The organism is Sphingomonas sp. OTU376, assembly GCF_038440415.1.
GTDB classification, from domain to species: Bacteria; Pseudomonadota; Alphaproteobacteria; order Sphingomonadales; family Sphingomonadaceae; genus Sphingomonas; species Sphingomonas kyeonggiensis_A.
This window is the reverse complement of record NZ_JASATQ010000046.1, coordinates 1-14,938: the sequence shown is the minus strand read 5'-3', so window position 1 is coordinate 14,938 and position 14,938 is coordinate 1. Positions and strand designations below refer to the sequence as shown.

Below are 14,938 nucleotides of genomic sequence, written 5' to 3'. Positions count from 1 at the left end.
GAACCCGCCCGCGGTTCATTTGAAGTTCAGTCTTCAAACCATTGCTTCATCGAAACGAAGTCGCAGGGAGGGCGATATGCGGGGTGGTTTGTGGAGTGCGGCGGCTTTGGTCTGCGCGATGCCGGCGGCAGCGCAGGCACAGGAGCAGGTCGCGGGGCGCTGGATCGTCACCGTCGACTATTTCGGCACGCCCACCGTCTGGACGCTCACCCTCAAGCAGGAGGGCGCCACGATCACCGGCGACCTGACCGGCGACGTGCTCACCGGCACGGTGAAGGGCGATGCGATACGCTTCCTGGCCAGGGACAGCGTCGGCGGCTCGGAGGATGTCACCGCCCGGCTCGTGAAGGGGCGGATCACCGGCGAGATGCTGCTGGTCGACGGATCCGAGCCGAAGCGCATCCCGCACCGCCTCAGCTTCACCGCCGAGCGCCCGTCCGAGCCCGTGGCCCGGCCGGCGATGCGCCACGAATTCGTGCCGACGCGTTTCTACCGGGAGTTCTCGCCGTCCAATCCGCCTGCGCTCCATGTCAATCCGGGCGACACGATCCACACCAGCACGATCGATGCCGCCGGCATCGATGCGGACGGCGTCCGCCGCGCCGCGCCCGGCAATCCGCAGACCGGTCCCTTCTATATCGACGGCGCGATGCCCGGCGACACGCTGGTCGTCCGCATCCGCAAGCTCCGGCTCAACCGCGATACCGCGATCAGTACCAACGGCATGACCGAGCGCGGCCAGGACGCGCGCACCGCGGTCCGCCTGGCGGGGACGGGCAAGCCGGTCCCCTGGCGACTCGACCGCGACAAGGGCATCGCCATGCCCGAGGCGCCGGGCGATGCGCTCAAGGGCTATTGGGTGCCGGTTAGGCCGATGCTCGGCGGCATCGGCGTCGCGGTCGATGCCCGCTCGCCCGCGCCCGGCTCGGGCGATGTCGGCCGGTTCGGCGGCAATATGGACTTCAACGAGATGGGCGAGGGGACAACCGTCTATCTCCCGGTCGCGGTGCCTGGCGCCTTGCTCTATTTCGGCGATGCGCATGCGGCGCAGGGCGACGGCGAGACCACCGGCGACGCGCTCGAGACGTCGATGGACGTCGAGGTCGAAGTCGATCTCGTCCGCGGCAAGAGCGCCGGCCAGGTCCGCATCGAGACGTCGACCCACCTCGTCGCGATCGGCATGGACGGCTCGCTCGACGCGTCATTCCGCACCGCCTCGTCGAGCATGTTCGCCTGGCTGTCGGCCGAGTACGGCCTGTCGCCCGCCGACATCGCCCAGATCTACGGCACCGCCGCCGAATATCGGGTAAGCGCGGTGCCGGGCCGTGCCGCGGGCATGGTCCTCAAGATCCCCAAGGCCCGCCTCGCCACACTGCCGGGCGCGAAGACGCCCTGAGGGCCGCTCAGCTCGGCGTGTCGATATCGTCCCATTCGGTGCCGCGCGCCTGCTGGAACCCGGTCAGCCAGTTGAGCGCGACATGGCGTTCCATGATGATATCGGGGTTCAGCCCATCGGGTTGCGTTCCTTGCTGGTGTGCTTGCCGGACGATCCAGTGCGCGCGCCAGGTCCGGTCGAGCGCATCGAGGATCTCCGGAACGGGGCGAAGCTGCGGATCGGCCGCCGGTGCCTCTGCGAGCTCGAGCACGGCGCGTGCAAGCGTGCCGGCATCGGCAATCTGGTCGCTGGAGTCGAGTTTTCCGGCCGGATTGCCCAGCGCCCAGAGCAGTGTGTTCAGCGCTTCGTAGCGCCAGCCCATCTTGCTGACGGTCTGCGCATCGGGGGCGTCGGCCTCGAGGAAGGCCGCTTCCTCCGGGGTCAGCGATGCCATGCCGACAGGGTTCGCCTCGCGCAGCCGGGGGCGGATGTCGTCGTCGCCGGCACCCAGATTCTCGGCATGGACTGCCACGCAAGTCAGCGCCAACGCGCGCCGCAGCACCGCCGCCGCCGGGCGCAGCACCACCTCGGCCTCGCCAAGCGCGGGCGGCATGCTGGCGGGCGGCCGCGGCTCGATCCCGGCGAGGGCCGCCAGCGTGTGTTCGCGGCGTGCCACGGCGTCGGGCTGGTAGGGCAGGGCGGCGGCGGGATCGCTCGCACCGGCGCCGTCGATCAGCACCGCCCCGTCCGGCGCGCGCACCGAACCGTCGGGCAGGAAGAACACGGCGTTGGCGTCGCGCGCCCATTGCGCGATCTCGCCGAACGCGTCGGCCGCCACCGAGAAGCTGATCTGGTGGCGCACCCGCTGGATATGCCGCCACAGATGATAGCGCGTCATGGTCATCTGGCCGTCGCCGCGCCCCATCACATAGCCGGTAAAGCCGTCGAGATGCGGCGCCAGCTCGGGATCGGACAGGTCGCGCCGGTTGTGCAATACATGCGCGAAGCCCAGCGGCGGCAGGTCGCGCACGGTGGCATAGGCGTTGACCAGCACGCCCTCATCGTCCGCCGGCAGCGGTTGCGCCGCCGGTTCGGACTTGGCCGCGCCGCGCCCCAGCAACTTGTCCAACAGGCCCATCGAATTCCCCTCTCAGTGGATAGCGATGGGCCCAACGCTCAACTGTGCAGGAAGTGCATCACGTCACCGTCCTTGACGATGTACGCCTTGCCTTCCGCGCGCAGCTTGCCGGCTTCGCGGGCCTTGGCTTCGCCGCCCAGCGCGACGAAATCGTCGTACGCGATCGTCTCGGCGCGGATGAAGCCCTTCTCGAAGTCGCTGTGGATCACGCCGGCGGCGTTCGGCGCGGTGGCGCCTTCGTCCACCGTCCAGGCGCGCGCTTCCTTGGGGCCGACGGTGAAGAAGGTCAGCAGGTGCAGCAGCTTGTAGCCGGCGCGGATCACGCGGGCGAGGCCGGTCTCCTCCAGCCCCAGCTCGCCGAGGAACTCGGCGCGGTCCTCGACCGGCATCGTCGCGATATCGGCCTCGATCGCCGCCGAGACGACCACCGCCTCGGCGCCCTCGGCCTTGGCCTTGGCGAACACCTTGGCCGACAGTTCGTTGCCGTTCGCCGCGTCTTCCTCGTTGACGTTGCACACGTACAGGACCGGCTTGCCGGTGAGCAGCTGCGCCTGCTTGAACACGCGCTCCTCGTCGGCGTCCTTCGGCTCGGTGAGGCGGGCGGGCTTGCCGTCGCGCAGCAGGTCGAGCGCCTGGCCGAGCACGCTCGCGCCGACCTTCGACTCCTTGTCGCCCTGCGCCGCCTTCTTCTGCAGGTTCGGCACGCGCTTCTCGAGGCTCTCCAGGTCGGCGAGCATCAGCTCGGTCTCGACGGTCTCGGCATCGGCGATCGGATCGACCTTGTTGTCGACATGCTGGATGTCGTCATTCTCGAAGCAGCGCAGCACATGGACGATCGCGTCCACCTCGCGGATATTGCCGAGGAACTGGTTGCCCAGGCCCTCGCCCTTGCTCGCGCCGCGCACCAGGCCGGCGATGTCGACGAAGCCGAGCTGCGTCTCGATGATCTTCTGCGAGCCGGCGATCTCGGCCAGCTTGTTCAGCCGGGGATCGGGCACGGCGACATTGCCGACATTCGGCTCGATCGTGCAGAACGGATAATTCGCCGCCTGCGCAGCCGCCGTCTCGGTCAGCGCGTTGAAGAGCGTGGACTTGCCAACGTTCGGAAGCCCGACGATGCCGCAGCGGAAACCCATGTGAAGCCTGTTCCAGTGAATTGGGGAAAGGCGCCCGATAGAGGCAAAGCGCCGCTTTTGCCAGCACGGGCTTGCGGAACGTCCGCCGCGGCTCCGTCTCCGTCACGACGGAGGACGAACACCGACATGCGCGGTTTCGTTTTCCAAGGCCCTCAAAGCGCCGTATTGGGTCCGGATTAGCCGGAACCGGCATGGCTTGACTGAGGGCCATTCATCTGGGGTACAGGGGCAAACCCCTTTCGGTGCCCGTGTGTTTTGAGGAGCAGGGAATGATTCGCCGTCACATGTTCATGAGCGCGCTTGCCGCGACGGTTGCACTGTCGGGCTGCGGTGGCGGCAATAGCTCGACCGCGACTCCGACGCCGACCGCCACGCCTACCCCGACGCCCACCGCGTCGCCGACCTATGCCAGCTTCCCGCTGACCGCGCCGACCGAGTTCTACACCTTCAGCGCCGCGACCAGCTACACCGGCGATCCGGCGACCAGCGCGGTCACCCTCGGCGCCGCCAACACCGAAACGCTGTCGAGCCGCGTGCGCCTCGCCACCGATACCGCGATCGCGACCGGCACCTATGTGATGCGCGAGAACACCGAGGAAGCGCGCTTCTGCGTGCCGACCGGCCAGACCTGCACCGCGACGCTCTCCGCCAATGCGGTCCCGGCCAACACCGAGTTCGTCTTCCGCCGCGACGACACCACCACCGCGGGCAAGTTCGACCAGGTCGAGTATCTCAACAACGTGGTCACCGCCGTGTCGAGCACCGGCGTCGGGCCGACCAGCGACACCGCTCTGGCGCTCAGCCGCGTCAGCTGGGCCAACTGGTGGCGCGGCGATTCGACCGCGGGCCAGAAGCGCCTCGCCTACACCGCCTGGGGCTTCTCGACCGCGACGTCGGACATGCCGACCACCGGCACCGTGTCGTACACCAGCCGCATGACCGGCCGTCTGGTCAGCACCAGCGGCACCAGCACCGCGATCAACAAGGTCAGCGGCACGGTGACCACCAGCGTGAACTTCGCCACCGGCGTGGTCGACATGACCTTCACGCTCAGCACCATCCCGGCCGGCGGCGGGACCCCGGTCGCCTATGCCAACTTCACTGCCCAGGGCGCGATCCCGGTCGGCCAGAACCAGTGGACCGGCAGCTTCACCAACACCAGCCCGCTCACCGGCACGCTGGCGGGTGGCTTCTTCGGCTCGCAGGGCGAGCAGGTCGGCGTGGTCTTCTCGGCCTCGGGCACGATCGGCGGCGCCCAGCAGCGCCTGATCGGCGTGGTCGTCGGCAAGAAGTAAGCCGGCAACGTCGCGAAAACAGGAAAGGGGCTCCGGTTCGCCGGGGCCCCTTTTGTTTGTGCCCCTTTCTCCGTCACCCCGGGCTCGACCCTGGGTCCCGCTTCTTCTGCGTCGAACGCGCCGACCGAGATCGCCACCAGCGCCAGCGCCATCGACAAACGGCGCCCGCACCCGCTAGCGTGCACCGGTGGAACTCGCCGAGCTGATCGCGCCGCTGGCGCCCGAGCACTTCCTTGCCGATTATTGGGGCCGCAAGCCGGTCCATATTCCCGCGCCCGCGGGATCGAACCGCGCGGCCGTCATCGGCTGGGAACGGCTCAACCAGCTGCTCGGCGTGCGGACCCATTGGGGGCCGGAGCATATCAAGCTGCTGCTCAACAGCGCGCCGGTCGCGCCTGATTTCTACATGGACGCGGTTCCCGGCCGCGGCGGCACCCGCCGGTTCGCCGATCCGGCCAAGGTCGAGATGTTCCTGGCGATGGGCGCCAGCCTGGTCGCCGATGCGGTCGAGCAGGTCGCGCCCGAGATCCGCGCGCTCACCGATGCGCTCGCCCGGCGATTCTCGGCGCGGGTCGAGGCCAATCTCTATTGCTCCTTCCAGGGCATCCAGGCCTTCGCCTCGCACTGCGACCTGCACGAGGTGTTCGCGATCCACTGCGTCGGCGAGAAGCGCTGGCGGATCTATGCCAATCGCGCCGAGAACCCGCTCGAGCCGCTGACCGGCGACGATGCCCAGGCGCGGATCGATGCCGCCAAGGGGCCGGTGCTGATGGACGTCACGCTGCGCCCCGGCGACGTGCTCTATATCCCGCGCGGCTATTTCCACGATGCGCTGGCCAGCTCCGCCGAATCGCTCCACCTCACGCTCGGCATCACCCCGCATTCGGGCAAGCTGCTGTTCGAGCTGCTCCAGGACATGGCGCTGCGCGAGCCGGCCTTCCGCGCCTATCTCGCCGATGCCCGCGCCCAGGACGGACAGGCGCTGGCCGGCCAGCTCGCGGCCCTCGGCGCGCGGCTGTCGGAGCTCGCGCGCAGCCGCGCGCTGCTCGAGGAAGTGACGCTCCGCCAGCGCCAGCTCGCAGCCTCCGGCCGCGACCTCGCGCTGCCCGAGCGGCCGATGCTCGATTTCTACGCGCGCACCGATCGCGCCGCCTCGGTCGCCTGGCTGGAGACCGGCGCGTCATTGCGCACCGGCGCCGGCGACCAGCCGCTCGGCCCGATCGCCGATGCCGCGGACTATGCGCTGTCCCGCCCGGCGGTCAGCGTCCAGGAGCTCCGCGCCCGCTTTGCGCATCACCCCGAAGCCGAGATCGGCGCGCTGCTCGCCCAGCTGGTCCGGCTGGGCCTGCTCCAGCCCTATCGGCCGGAGCTCTGATCGGCCGCGAGCGCGGGCCGCCGGCCGATCACCCCGTCACTGGCCCAGGCCGAGCGCCTGCGCGAATTGCGCGGGGCTGGGTGTCTCCGCGAAGTGCGGCGTGTCGCCGATGTCCAGCCAGGGCTGCTTGCGGCTCGTCCAGATATGCGCGGCCGGGGTGAGTTCGTCGCTGCGATCCAGCGTTCCCGCCCGCAGGATCACCATGCCCGGCACCGCGCTGTTGCGATTGGCGATGCGGGTCATGCAGGCCGGGCAGCCGATATGCTCGGATGCCATGGCCTCGTCCGCCCCGATCCGGAAATCGGCAGCCTCGCCGGAGATCGTCACCAGCGTCTCGGGAAGCAGCGCGTGCAGCGCGAAGCCGCCGCCGCTCCAGGTCTGGCAGTCGCGGCAATGGCAGGCATAGCTGAGCGGCAGTGCCTCGAGATCGATCGTGTAGCGTACGGCGCCGCAGCGGCATCCTCCGGTGACCGGCATGAAATTCCTCTTCGATGAAATGGAGCGCGGGGATAGCCGGCCATGCTCCTGAGGCAAGGCACAACCGGCTCTCCCGGCGGATTTGTTCAGATCGCGATGCCCTGCACCGCATCGGCAAGCGTATCGAGGGCGTCCAGCGCCTCCCGGGGCGGATGCAGCGCCAGCGCGGCCAGGTTTTCCTCCAGCCGGGCGGGCCTGCGCGTGCCGGGGATCGGCACGGCCTTCACGCCCAGCGCCGCTGCCTTTGCGTGGAGCCATGCCAGCGCCAGTTGCGCCGGAGTCGCGCCCATCGCGTCGGCCTGCTGCTCGATCTCCGCCACCAGCCGCGCATTCGCCGCCAGATTGTCCGCCGAGAAGCGCGGGAAATGCTGGCGCGCATCCCCCGCTGCCAGCGCGGCGCCAAAGTCGCGGCCGGTCAGCATCCCGCGCCCCAGCGGCGAATAGGGCACCAGCGTCACGCCCAGCCGGGCGGCGACCGGCGCGACCTCGGCCTCGATCCCGCGGGTGAAGACAGACCATTCCGATTGCAGCGCGGCGATGGGGTGGATCGCATGGGCCGCCTCCAGTTCTCCGGCGCTTACCGCGCACAGGCCCAGCCAGCGCACCTTGCCCTCTTCGACGAGGCGCGCCATCGCCCCCACCGAATCCTCCAGCGGCACGGCGGGATCGCGCCGGTGCATGTAGTAGAGGTCGATCGCTTCCACATCGAGCCGCCGCAGCGAGTTCTCGACCGCGGTGCGGATGAAGGCCGGACGATTGTCGAGGCTCCAGTCATCGGGCCGTTCCACGGTGCGGGCATAGCCGAACTTGGTGGCGATCAGCGCCTTGCCGCGATGCGCGCGCAGGAAGGGCGCCAGGAACTTCTCGTTCGCGCCCAGGCCATACATGTCCGCCGTGTCGAACAGGGTGACGCCGCGTTCGAGCGCCAGCTCCAGCGTGGCGCGGGCCTGGGCTTCATCGGTCGCGCCGTAGAATTCGCTCATGCCCATGCAGCCAAGGCCTTGCGCCCCGATGAGCGGGCCATCGGCGCCCAGGCGCAACTGCGGCAGGGAAGGGGGAGGGGTCATGGCGGAAAGGACTCCAAATTTCGAGGAGCCCCGCCCATAAGTGCGTAGCTTAGTACAGGGTCAAGGCGCTTTTCCGATGCTGATCTCGCAATTCGCCAGTGTAACCGGCCTGTCTCCCGAGACGGTCCGCTTCTATGTCTCCAAGGGCCTGTTGCGGCCGGAGCGCAGCGCGAAGGGGGGCTCCAATCCCTATCAGCTCTTCGGCCGGGCGGAGGTTACGGCGGCGCGGATGATCCGGCTCCAGCAATCGCTGGGCTATTCGCTGCGCGAGATCGCGGATCTCAATGCCGAATATCGCGCGGGCGCCGGCTCGCCCGAACGGACCGCAGAGATATTGCGCGAGCAGATCGCGCGGCTGGAGGAGCGGCGCGCCGCCATCGATACCGCGCTGGGGTTCCTCACCGGCAAGCTCGCCTGGGTGGAGGCAGGCCAGCCGGGCGACGCCCCGGAACTGGCCGACTATCTCTGCTGACGATCTCGGTCCCCCCGGCCTTGAGCCGGGGTCCCGCTGCATCGACAACCGCTGGCGGCAATCAATCCTGCAGTCGCATCGCCACGTCGTTCATGAACCGCACATCGTCCCCCGCCGCCAGCCAGCTCGCCTCGGCGGCGATCGCGCCGAGCATGTCGGCGAGCGGGTCGAGCTCGTTCTTGGCGTAGTTGCCCAGCACATAGCCGTGCACCCGGTCCTTGTGCCCGGGATGGCCGATGCCGATCCGCACGCGGCGGAAGTCCGGCCCCAGATGCTTGTCGGTCGAGCGCAGGCCGTTATGCCCCGCGGTGCCGCCGCCGCGCTTCACCTTCACCTTCATCGGCACCAGGTCGAGCTCGTCATGGAACAGCGTCACGTCTTCCGGGGTGAGCTTGTAGAAGTCCATCGCCGCGCGCACCGATCGGCCGCTCTCGTTCATGAAGGTGCCCGGCTTGAGCAGCACCACCTTCTCGCTGCCGATCCGCCCTTCGCGGGTCCAGCCCTGGAACTGCTTTTTCTCGGGCGTGAAGCCATAGGTCTCGGCAATGGCGTCCACCGCCATGAAGCCCACATTATGCCGGTGCATCGCATATTGCGGGCCCGGATTGCCCAGGCCGACCCACAGCTGCATCTCAATTCCTGCTCAAACGAAAATCGCCTCCGCACCTAGGATGCGGAGGCGATTTTTTGAAGCCGTAGTTCGAAAAGGGGCGATTACTCGCCGGCTTCCTCGCCTTCGGCCGCTTCGGTCGTGGTCGTGTCGCCTTCACTCGACTTGAGCGCCGACGGAGCAACCACGGTCGCGATGGTGAAGTCGCGGTCGGTGATCGCCGAGGTCGCGCCCTTCGGCAGGGTCACTGCCGAGATGTGCAGCGAATCGCCGACTTCGAGGCCCTTGAGCGAGATGGTGATCTCGCTGGGGATCTCGGCGGCGTCGACGACCAGGTCGAGCTCGTGACGGACGACGTTCAGGACGCCACCGCGCTTCAGGCCGGGGGCCTCTTCCTCGTCAGTGAAGACGATCGGCACGTTCACGTGCACGGTCGCGTGCTCGCTGATGCGCAGGAAGTCGGCGTGCACCGGACGATCGGTGACGGGGTCGAAAGCCACGTCCTTGGGCAGGGTGCGCTCGCCATTGATCATGACGACCGAATTGAAGAAGTGCCCGGTCATCAGCAGACGATAGAGCTCGCGCTCCTCGACGTGGATGCTCTTCGGGTCCTGCTTGTTGCCGTAGATTACGGCGGGGACGCGGCCATTACGACGAAGCTCGCGGGAGGCTCCCTTGCCAACCTGCTCGCGCGTCTCGGCCGACAGCGTAAGCGTATCGCTCATGTGTCGTTCCAATCAGCTAAAGTTAGTTCAATCCGGCCAGGCCTCCAGGGATGACCCTGGCACGGAAGGCGCGCGCATAGCGGAGGGGGCAGGGGAAAGCAAGGAGAGTCGCCATGCATCCCATAACCGCCATCCCCGCGAAGGCGGGGATCCATTGCCGCTGAACGTGCGGAAAGCGCCGCACCGTCAGCCTGAATGGATTCCCGCCTTCGCCGGGATGATGCGCACTGGTCCCTAAAGTTGGCGCAGCAGCGTTTCCAGCTTCTCGAAGCTCTGGCTCCACCCTTCGCGCATTCCGTCCAGCGCCGGCAGCAGCGCCTCGCTCACCTGCAGCACCACCGTCGACATCTGCATGCGCGTGCCGCCTTCGGGCGCGTCGGTGAAGACCATGGTGGTGCGGTGCTCGATCCCCCAGCTGCCGTCCTCGCAGGGAAAGCCGCGCAGCACCATCACCAGCCGTTCGGGCCGGTCGACCACCTCGAACTCGCCCTGCACCGGGTTGGTACCGTACGGTTCCGGGCCCCGCATATCGATGCGGACACTGCCGCCCGGGCGGGCATCGCTCTCGCAGAACGGCACGTCGAACCCGTGCGGGCCCCACCATTTTTCGAGATGTTCGCTTCGGGTCATGCAATCGAAGACAAGTTCGCGCGGGGCCGCGAAGACGCGGTCGATCGTCACTTCCCGGCCAATGCCAACATTCGCGTTCATTCCGTCTCTCCCGTCCGCAGTTTCGCCAGATAGGCGTCCAGATCATCGAACTTCGCGTCCCAGAACCGCCGATATTCGCCCAGCCACTCGCTCGCCGCCCTGAGCGCCTCGGGCTCCAGCCTGGCGGGGCGCTGTTGCGCCACCCGGCTGCGCGAGATCAGCCCGGCCTGTTCGAGCACCTTGAGATGCTTGGTCACCGCCGGGCCACTGATCGCGAAGGGCTGGGCGATCTCGCCCACATTGGCTTCTCCCAGCGCCAGCCGCGCCAGGATCGCGCGGCGGGTGGGATCGGCCAGGGCGGCGAAGGTATTGCTCAGGGCGTCCATATCTAACCTTTTGGATATATAACCTATTGGTTAAATATGAATCGGGCCGGAGTCAAGCAACCGCGCAACCTTTGCGCACTTGGGCGTCTGGTGCGTCTGGTCGCCAAAAGGGGCCCAAAGGGGTTGTCATCCCCGCCTGCGCGGGGATGAGGGTGGTATTTCAGGAGCCTGTCCGGCGCCTCAATACCGCACCCGCTCCACCTTCAGCCCGCGCTTCGCCAGCTCCGCCTGCACGCTGGCATCGCCGGCCAGATGCCCGGCTCCCACGGCGACGAACACCGTGCCAGGCTGTTGCATTCGCTGGGAAATCCAGTCGGCCCAGTTGCGGTTGCGGCGAACGAGCAGCGCCTCGGTCACCTCGGGGGCGGAGGCCATGTCGGCATTGACCAGCCGGGCCAGCCCATCGGCGTCGCCCTTGCGCCAGGCGGTGACGGCCTGGTCGATCTTGGTCCCGGCCTCGGGCAAATCGTCGATCGTCTCGACCAGCAGCTTGCGCTGGGCGGGCAGGGGCAGGGCGTCGAAATACCCCAATTGCTGGCGTGCGGTCTCCAGCCCCTCCAGCTTCTTGCCCGCGGCCTTGGCGGCATTGGTCAGGGTCAGCTCGGCGCCCTGTTTGTCGTCATATCCCAGCTGCTTGAGCGGCAGCACCGACAGGAGCGTCGCGGCCAGCCACGGCTCGGCCCGGTCGAGCGAATCGGGTGCCATGCCGAACTTGGGCAGCGCCGCGCGCATCTTCTCGGCCTCGGCGGCGGGCAGCTGCTCGGTCAGCGGCGGGCCACCGGCGGCGGTGCCCAACTCGGCGACGATCGCCTGCATCTCGGCATCGGGCGGCATCACCAGTTCGAGCACCAGCGTGTCGGCCTTGTCGAACGCCTGTTTGAGCCCGCCCTGGAACCAGTTGATGCCGGGCTTGAGGACATGGACGGTGCCGAACAGGTAGATGGTGGTGTCGTGGTCCTTGGCCACCCACAAAGCCGGATCGGCCTTCTCGGCCGGGGCAGGCGCCTTCTGCCCGCAGCCCCAAAGGGTTAGCGCCATCAGCGCGGGGATCAGGCGGCGGATCACTTGGCTACCGGTCATCCCGAAGCGGTAGCCGCGAAAGCCTGCACGATCCAGCACCGGCATTGACCGTCAGGAGAGGAGACGCCAAAGCGCAGGCCTATGGCACAGCCTCTCAGCTTCCAGCGCATGATCCTCACGCTCCATGACTATTGGGCGGCGAAGGGCTGCGTGATCCTCCAGCCCTATGACATGCGCATGGGCGCGGGCACCTTCCACCCGGCGACGACCCTGCGCGCCCTCGGCCCCGAGCCGTGGAACGCCGCCTTCGTCCAGCCCTGCCGCCGCCCGACCGACGGCCGCTATGGCGAGAACCCGAACCGGCTCCAGCATTACTACCAGTATCAGGTGATCCTGAAGCCGAGCCCGAGCGACCTGCAGAACCTCTATCTGGGCTCCCTCGCCGCGATCGGTATCGACTTCACCAAGCATGACATCCGCTTCGTCGAGGACGATTGGGAATCGCCCACGCTCGGTGCCTGGGGCCTGGGCTGGGAAGTCTGGTGCGACGGCATGGAGGTGACCCAGTTCACCTATTTCCAGCAGATGGGCGGCTTCGACTGCAAGCCCGTCGCCGGCGAGCTCACCTACGGGCTCGAGCGCCTGGCGATGTACATCCAGAATGTCGACAGCGTGTACGACCTCGCCTTCAACGACCAGGGCGTGAGCTATGGCGACGTGTTTCTCGAGAACGAGAAGCAGATGTCGAAGTACAATTTCGAGGTCGCCGACACCGAGACTTTGTTCGAGGGCTTCCGCAAGGCCGTGGCCGAATGCGAGAATTGCCTCGCGAACAACGTGCCCATCGCCGCCTATGAGCAGGCGATCGAGGCCAGCCATCTGTTCAACCTGCTCCAGGCCCGCGGCGTGATCTCCGTCGCCGAGCGCCAGGCCTATATCGGCCGCGTGCGCGACCTCGCCAAGGGCAGCTGCGAAGCGTGGATTCAGCACATGACGCCCACCTGGCAAGCCAAATACCCGGAGTGGACGGTATGACTGCCGTGACCGAAGACTTCCTGCTCGAACTCCGCTCGGAGGAAATTCCCGCCCGCATGCAGGAAAAGGCGCGCGCCGATCTGGCGGCGCTGTTCGAGGCGCGGCTGAACGCGCTCAACCTGCCGTTCGCCAGCATCGAGAGCTACGCCACGCCGCGCCGCCTCGCGCTGATCGTCCGCGGCGTCGCGGCGATGACCGCTGCCGCCAGCGAGGAGCGCAAGGGGCCCCGCGCCGATGCTCCGGCCCAGGCGATCGAGGGCTTCTTGCGCTCGACCGGCCTTGCTCGCGAGCAGCTCGTCGAGCGCGACGACGGCAAGGGCAACAAGGTGCTGTTCGCGGTGATCGACCGCCCCGGCATCGTCGCCGGCTCGGTGCTCGCCAGCGCGATCACCAGCGCGATCACCGCCTTCCCCTGGCCCAAGTCGATGCGCTGGGGCGCTGCCTCCTCCTCGACCGAAAGCCTGCGCTGGGTGCGTCCGCTCCAGGGCATCATCGCGCTGCTCGGCGACAAGCTGGTCCCGGTCGAGATCGCCGGGGTGAAGAGCGCCTCGGTCACGGTCGGTCACCGCTTCCACCACCCGGGCGGGATCACGATCGGCTCGGCCGCCGATTACATCGAGAAGCTGCGCGCCTGCCACGTGATCGTCGACGGTGCCGAGCGCCGCAACATCATCGCGCTGGGCGCCAAGATGGCTGCGCAAAAGGCGGGCCTGACGCTGATCGAGGATGAGGGGCTGCTCTACGAGAATGCCGGCCTCACCGAATGGCCGATGCCGCTGCTCGGCCGCTTCGACGAAGCCTTCCTCGACGTGCCGCCCGAAGTGATCCAGCTCACCGCGCGCGTGAACCAGAAGTATTTCGTTTGCCGCGATAATGCGGGCAAGCTCGCCAACGCCTTCGTCTGCGTGGCCAACATCGACGCGGCGGACGGTGGCGAGAAGATCGTCGAGGGCAACCAGAAGGTCCTCGCCGCTCGCCTTTCGGACGCGCGCTTCTTCTACGAGACCGACCTCAAGACCCGCCTCGAGGACCTCACCCCCAAGCTCGAGAAGATCGTCTTCCACGAGAAGCTGGGCACGGTGGCCGACAAGGTCGACCGCGTCGCGAAGCTGGCGCGCTGGCTGGTTGAATCCAATATCGTCACCCCGGCGAAAGCCGGGGTCTCAGGCGATGGCGCGGGACAGGAGCCGCACGAGATCCCGGCTTCCGCCGGGATGACGGAATTGGCGGATATGGCCGAGCGCGCGGCGCGCCTCGCCAAGGCCGATCTCGTCACCGGCATGGTCGGCGAGTTCCCCGAACTCCAGGGCCTGATGGGCGGCTATTACGCTGCCGCCCAGGGCGAACCCGCCGCCGTCGCCGAAGCGATCCGCGATCACTACAAGCCGGTCGGCCAGGGCGACGACGTCCCCGCCGCGCCGGTGACAGTGGCCGTGGCGCTGGCGGACAAGCTCGACAGCATCACGTCTTTCTTCGGGGTCGACCTGAAGCCCAGCGGCTCCAAGGACCCGTTCGCGCTGCGCCGCTCGGCGCTGGGTGTGATCGCGCTGATCCTCGACAATGGCCTGCGCTTCCCGCTCACCAAGTCGGTCAGCAAGGATGTGCTCGACTTCTTCGCCGACCGCCTCAAGGTCCAGCAGAAGGAAGCCGGCGTCCGCCACGACCTGATCGACGCGGTGTTCGCGCTCGGCGGCGAGGATGATCTCGTCCGCCTGCTCGCCCGGGTGAAGGCGCTCCAGTCCTTCGTCACCTCGGAGGACGGCAAGAACCTGCTCGCCGGCTACAAGCGCGCCGCCAATATCCTCAAGAAGGAAGCCTGGGCACCGGGCGAAGTCGCGGACAACGAGATCTATGAGGCCGAGCCCGCCGAAGCAGCGCTGCGCGAAGCTCTCGACGCTGCCGAGCCCAAGGCCGAAGCCGCGGTAGAGGCTGAGGATTACGAAGCGGCGATGGCCGCGCTCGCCTCGCTCCGCGCGCCGATCGACAAGTTCTTCGACGATGTCACCGTGGTCGATCCCGACGAGTTCAAGCGCGAGATGCGGCTTAGCCTGCTCGCCCGCATCCGCGACGCGGTGAACAACGTCGCCGACTTCTCGAAGATCGAGGGCTGATCCGGGAGCATTCTCCATAGCTGACCCCCGGGGGGGGGGGGGGGGGGGGGGGGGGGGGGGGGGGG

15 protein-coding genes are annotated in these 14,938 nt (G+C 67.9%); 6 read left to right on the top strand and 9 right to left on the bottom strand.

Translation table 11 applies throughout. From position 1 onward, the window contains the following. Positions 1–76: 76 nt before the first annotated feature. Positions 77–1,396 (top strand): acetamidase/formamidase family protein, encoded by a 1,320-nt coding sequence (locus AAHM44_RS17370; RefSeq protein ID WP_342250772.1) that lies wholly within the window; start codon positions 77–79, stop codon positions 1,394–1,396. 7 nt (positions 1,397–1,403) lie between these two features. Here AAHM44_RS17370 and AAHM44_RS17365 read toward each other — a convergent pair whose 3' ends face one another. Both AAHM44_RS17365 and ychF read right to left on the bottom strand, forming a co-directional pair. After that, complete coding sequence (locus AAHM44_RS17365; protein ID WP_342250771.1) at positions 1,404–2,504, bottom strand: DUF4272 domain-containing protein; 1,101 nt, start codon at positions 2,502–2,504, stop codon at positions 1,404–1,406. A 47-nt stretch (positions 2,505–2,551) separates the two neighbouring features. Beyond that, complete coding sequence (gene ychF / locus AAHM44_RS17360; RefSeq protein WP_184168997.1) at positions 2,552–3,649, bottom strand: redox-regulated ATPase YchF; 1,098 nt, start codon at positions 3,647–3,649, stop codon at positions 2,552–2,554. Positions 3,650–3,918: 269 nt separating this feature from the next. On the opposite strand from ychF, the gene AAHM44_RS17355 reads away from it, so the two are divergent. Together AAHM44_RS17355 and AAHM44_RS17350 are read left to right on the top strand one after the other, a co-directional pair. After that, positions 3,919–4,944, top strand: a complete 1,026-nt coding sequence (locus AAHM44_RS17355; protein ID WP_269572697.1) for a transferrin-binding protein-like solute binding protein — start codon at positions 3,919–3,921, stop codon at positions 4,942–4,944. A gap of 187 nt (positions 4,945–5,131) precedes the next feature. Then, a complete protein-coding gene (locus tag AAHM44_RS17350) occupies positions 5,132–6,319 on the top strand; it encodes a JmjC domain-containing protein (protein WP_342250770.1) in 1,188 nt (395 codons plus the stop codon). A gap of 36 nt (positions 6,320–6,355) precedes the next feature. Here the strand turns inward: AAHM44_RS17350 and AAHM44_RS17345 are convergent, their stop codons facing one another. Continuing rightward, entirely contained in the window at positions 6,356–6,796 is a 441-nt protein-coding gene (locus AAHM44_RS17345) for a GFA family protein (RefSeq protein ID WP_269572695.1), read from the bottom strand. Positions 6,797–6,882: 86 nt separating this feature from the next. Beyond that, a complete protein-coding gene (locus tag AAHM44_RS17340) occupies positions 6,883–7,863 on the bottom strand; it encodes an aldo/keto reductase (protein WP_342250769.1) in 981 nt (326 codons plus the stop codon). A 76-nt stretch (positions 7,864–7,939) separates the two neighbouring features. On the opposite strand from AAHM44_RS17340, the gene AAHM44_RS17335 reads away from it, so the two are divergent. Beyond that, positions 7,940–8,335, top strand: a complete 396-nt coding sequence (locus tag AAHM44_RS17335; protein WP_269572693.1) for a MerR family transcriptional regulator — start codon at positions 7,940–7,942, stop codon at positions 8,333–8,335. Between the two features lie 61 nt (positions 8,336–8,396). On the opposite strand, the gene pth is transcribed toward AAHM44_RS17335, so the two are convergent. From pth to AAHM44_RS17310, 5 genes are all read right to left on the bottom strand, one after another. Next, the gene (gene pth / locus AAHM44_RS17330; RefSeq protein WP_269572692.1) at positions 8,397–8,966 is read right to left on the bottom strand and encodes an aminoacyl-tRNA hydrolase; all 570 of its coding nucleotides are present in this window, start codon (positions 8,964–8,966) and stop codon (positions 8,397–8,399) included. Between the two features lie 83 nt (positions 8,967–9,049). After that, positions 9,050–9,670 carry a 50S ribosomal protein L25/general stress protein Ctc gene (locus tag AAHM44_RS17325; RefSeq protein ID WP_269572691.1) on the bottom strand — a complete coding sequence of 207 codons (621 nt, stop codon included), beginning with the start codon at positions 9,668–9,670 and terminating at the stop codon, positions 9,050–9,052. Positions 9,671–9,904: 234 nt separating this feature from the next. Continuing rightward, positions 9,905–10,381 (bottom strand): SRPBCC family protein, encoded by a 477-nt coding sequence (locus AAHM44_RS17320; RefSeq protein WP_342250768.1) that lies wholly within the window; start codon positions 10,379–10,381, stop codon positions 9,905–9,907. Further along, complete coding sequence (locus AAHM44_RS17315; RefSeq protein ID WP_342250767.1) at positions 10,378–10,707, bottom strand: ArsR/SmtB family transcription factor; 330 nt, start codon at positions 10,705–10,707, stop codon at positions 10,378–10,380. Before AAHM44_RS17315 ends, AAHM44_RS17320 begins: the two co-directional genes overlap by 4 nt. 180 nt (positions 10,708–10,887) lie before the next feature. Next, positions 10,888–11,787: a TraB/GumN family protein gene (locus AAHM44_RS17310; RefSeq protein ID WP_342250766.1), complete on the bottom strand. Its 900-nt coding sequence runs from the start codon at positions 11,785–11,787 to the stop codon at positions 10,888–10,890. Positions 11,788–11,868: 81 nt separating this feature from the next. Here AAHM44_RS17310 and AAHM44_RS17305 point away from each other — a divergent pair, with 81 nt between their 5' ends. Both AAHM44_RS17305 and glyS read left to right on the top strand, forming a co-directional pair. Then, the gene (locus AAHM44_RS17305; RefSeq protein ID WP_342250765.1) at positions 11,869–12,762 is read left to right on the top strand and encodes a glycine--tRNA ligase subunit alpha; all 894 of its coding nucleotides are present in this window, start codon (positions 11,869–11,871) and stop codon (positions 12,760–12,762) included. After that, positions 12,759–14,873 (top strand): glycine--tRNA ligase subunit beta, encoded by a 2,115-nt coding sequence (gene glyS / locus AAHM44_RS17300; RefSeq protein WP_342250764.1) that lies wholly within the window; start codon positions 12,759–12,761, stop codon positions 14,871–14,873. Before AAHM44_RS17305 ends, glyS begins: the two co-directional genes overlap by 4 nt. Positions 14,874–14,938: the final 65 nt, after the last annotated feature.

Coding starts and splice junctions, on each gene's coding strand:
- AAHM44_RS17370 (WP_342250772.1), top strand. CDS start 77: ATGCGGGGTGGTTTGTGGAGTGCGGCGGCTTTGGTCTGCGCGATGCCG.
- ychF (WP_184168997.1), bottom strand. CDS start 3,649: ATGGGTTTCCGCTGCGGCATCGTCGGGCTTCCGAACGTTGGCAAGTCC.
- AAHM44_RS17355 (WP_269572697.1), top strand. CDS start 3,919: ATGATTCGCCGTCACATGTTCATGAGCGCGCTTGCCGCGACGGTTGCA.
- AAHM44_RS17345 (WP_269572695.1), bottom strand. CDS start 6,796: ATGCCGGTCACCGGAGGATGCCGCTGCGGCGCCGTACGCTACACGATC.
- AAHM44_RS17340 (WP_342250769.1), bottom strand. CDS start 7,863: ATGACCCCTCCCCCTTCCCTGCCGCAGTTGCGCCTGGGCGCCGATGGC.
- AAHM44_RS17335 (WP_269572693.1), top strand. CDS start 7,940: ATGCTGATCTCGCAATTCGCCAGTGTAACCGGCCTGTCTCCCGAGACG.
- pth (WP_269572692.1), bottom strand. CDS start 8,966: ATGCAGCTGTGGGTCGGCCTGGGCAATCCGGGCCCGCAATATGCGATG.
- AAHM44_RS17325 (WP_269572691.1), bottom strand. CDS start 9,670: ATGAGCGATACGCTTACGCTGTCGGCCGAGACGCGCGAGCAGGTTGGC.
- AAHM44_RS17320 (WP_342250768.1), bottom strand. CDS start 10,381: ATGAACGCGAATGTTGGCATTGGCCGGGAAGTGACGATCGACCGCGTC.
- AAHM44_RS17315 (WP_342250767.1), bottom strand. CDS start 10,707: ATGGACGCCCTGAGCAATACCTTCGCCGCCCTGGCCGATCCCACCCGC.
- AAHM44_RS17310 (WP_342250766.1), bottom strand. CDS start 11,787: ATGACCGGTAGCCAAGTGATCCGCCGCCTGATCCCCGCGCTGATGGCG.
- AAHM44_RS17305 (WP_342250765.1), top strand. CDS start 11,869: ATGGCACAGCCTCTCAGCTTCCAGCGCATGATCCTCACGCTCCATGAC.
- glyS (WP_342250764.1), top strand. CDS start 12,759: ATGACTGCCGTGACCGAAGACTTCCTGCTCGAACTCCGCTCGGAGGAA.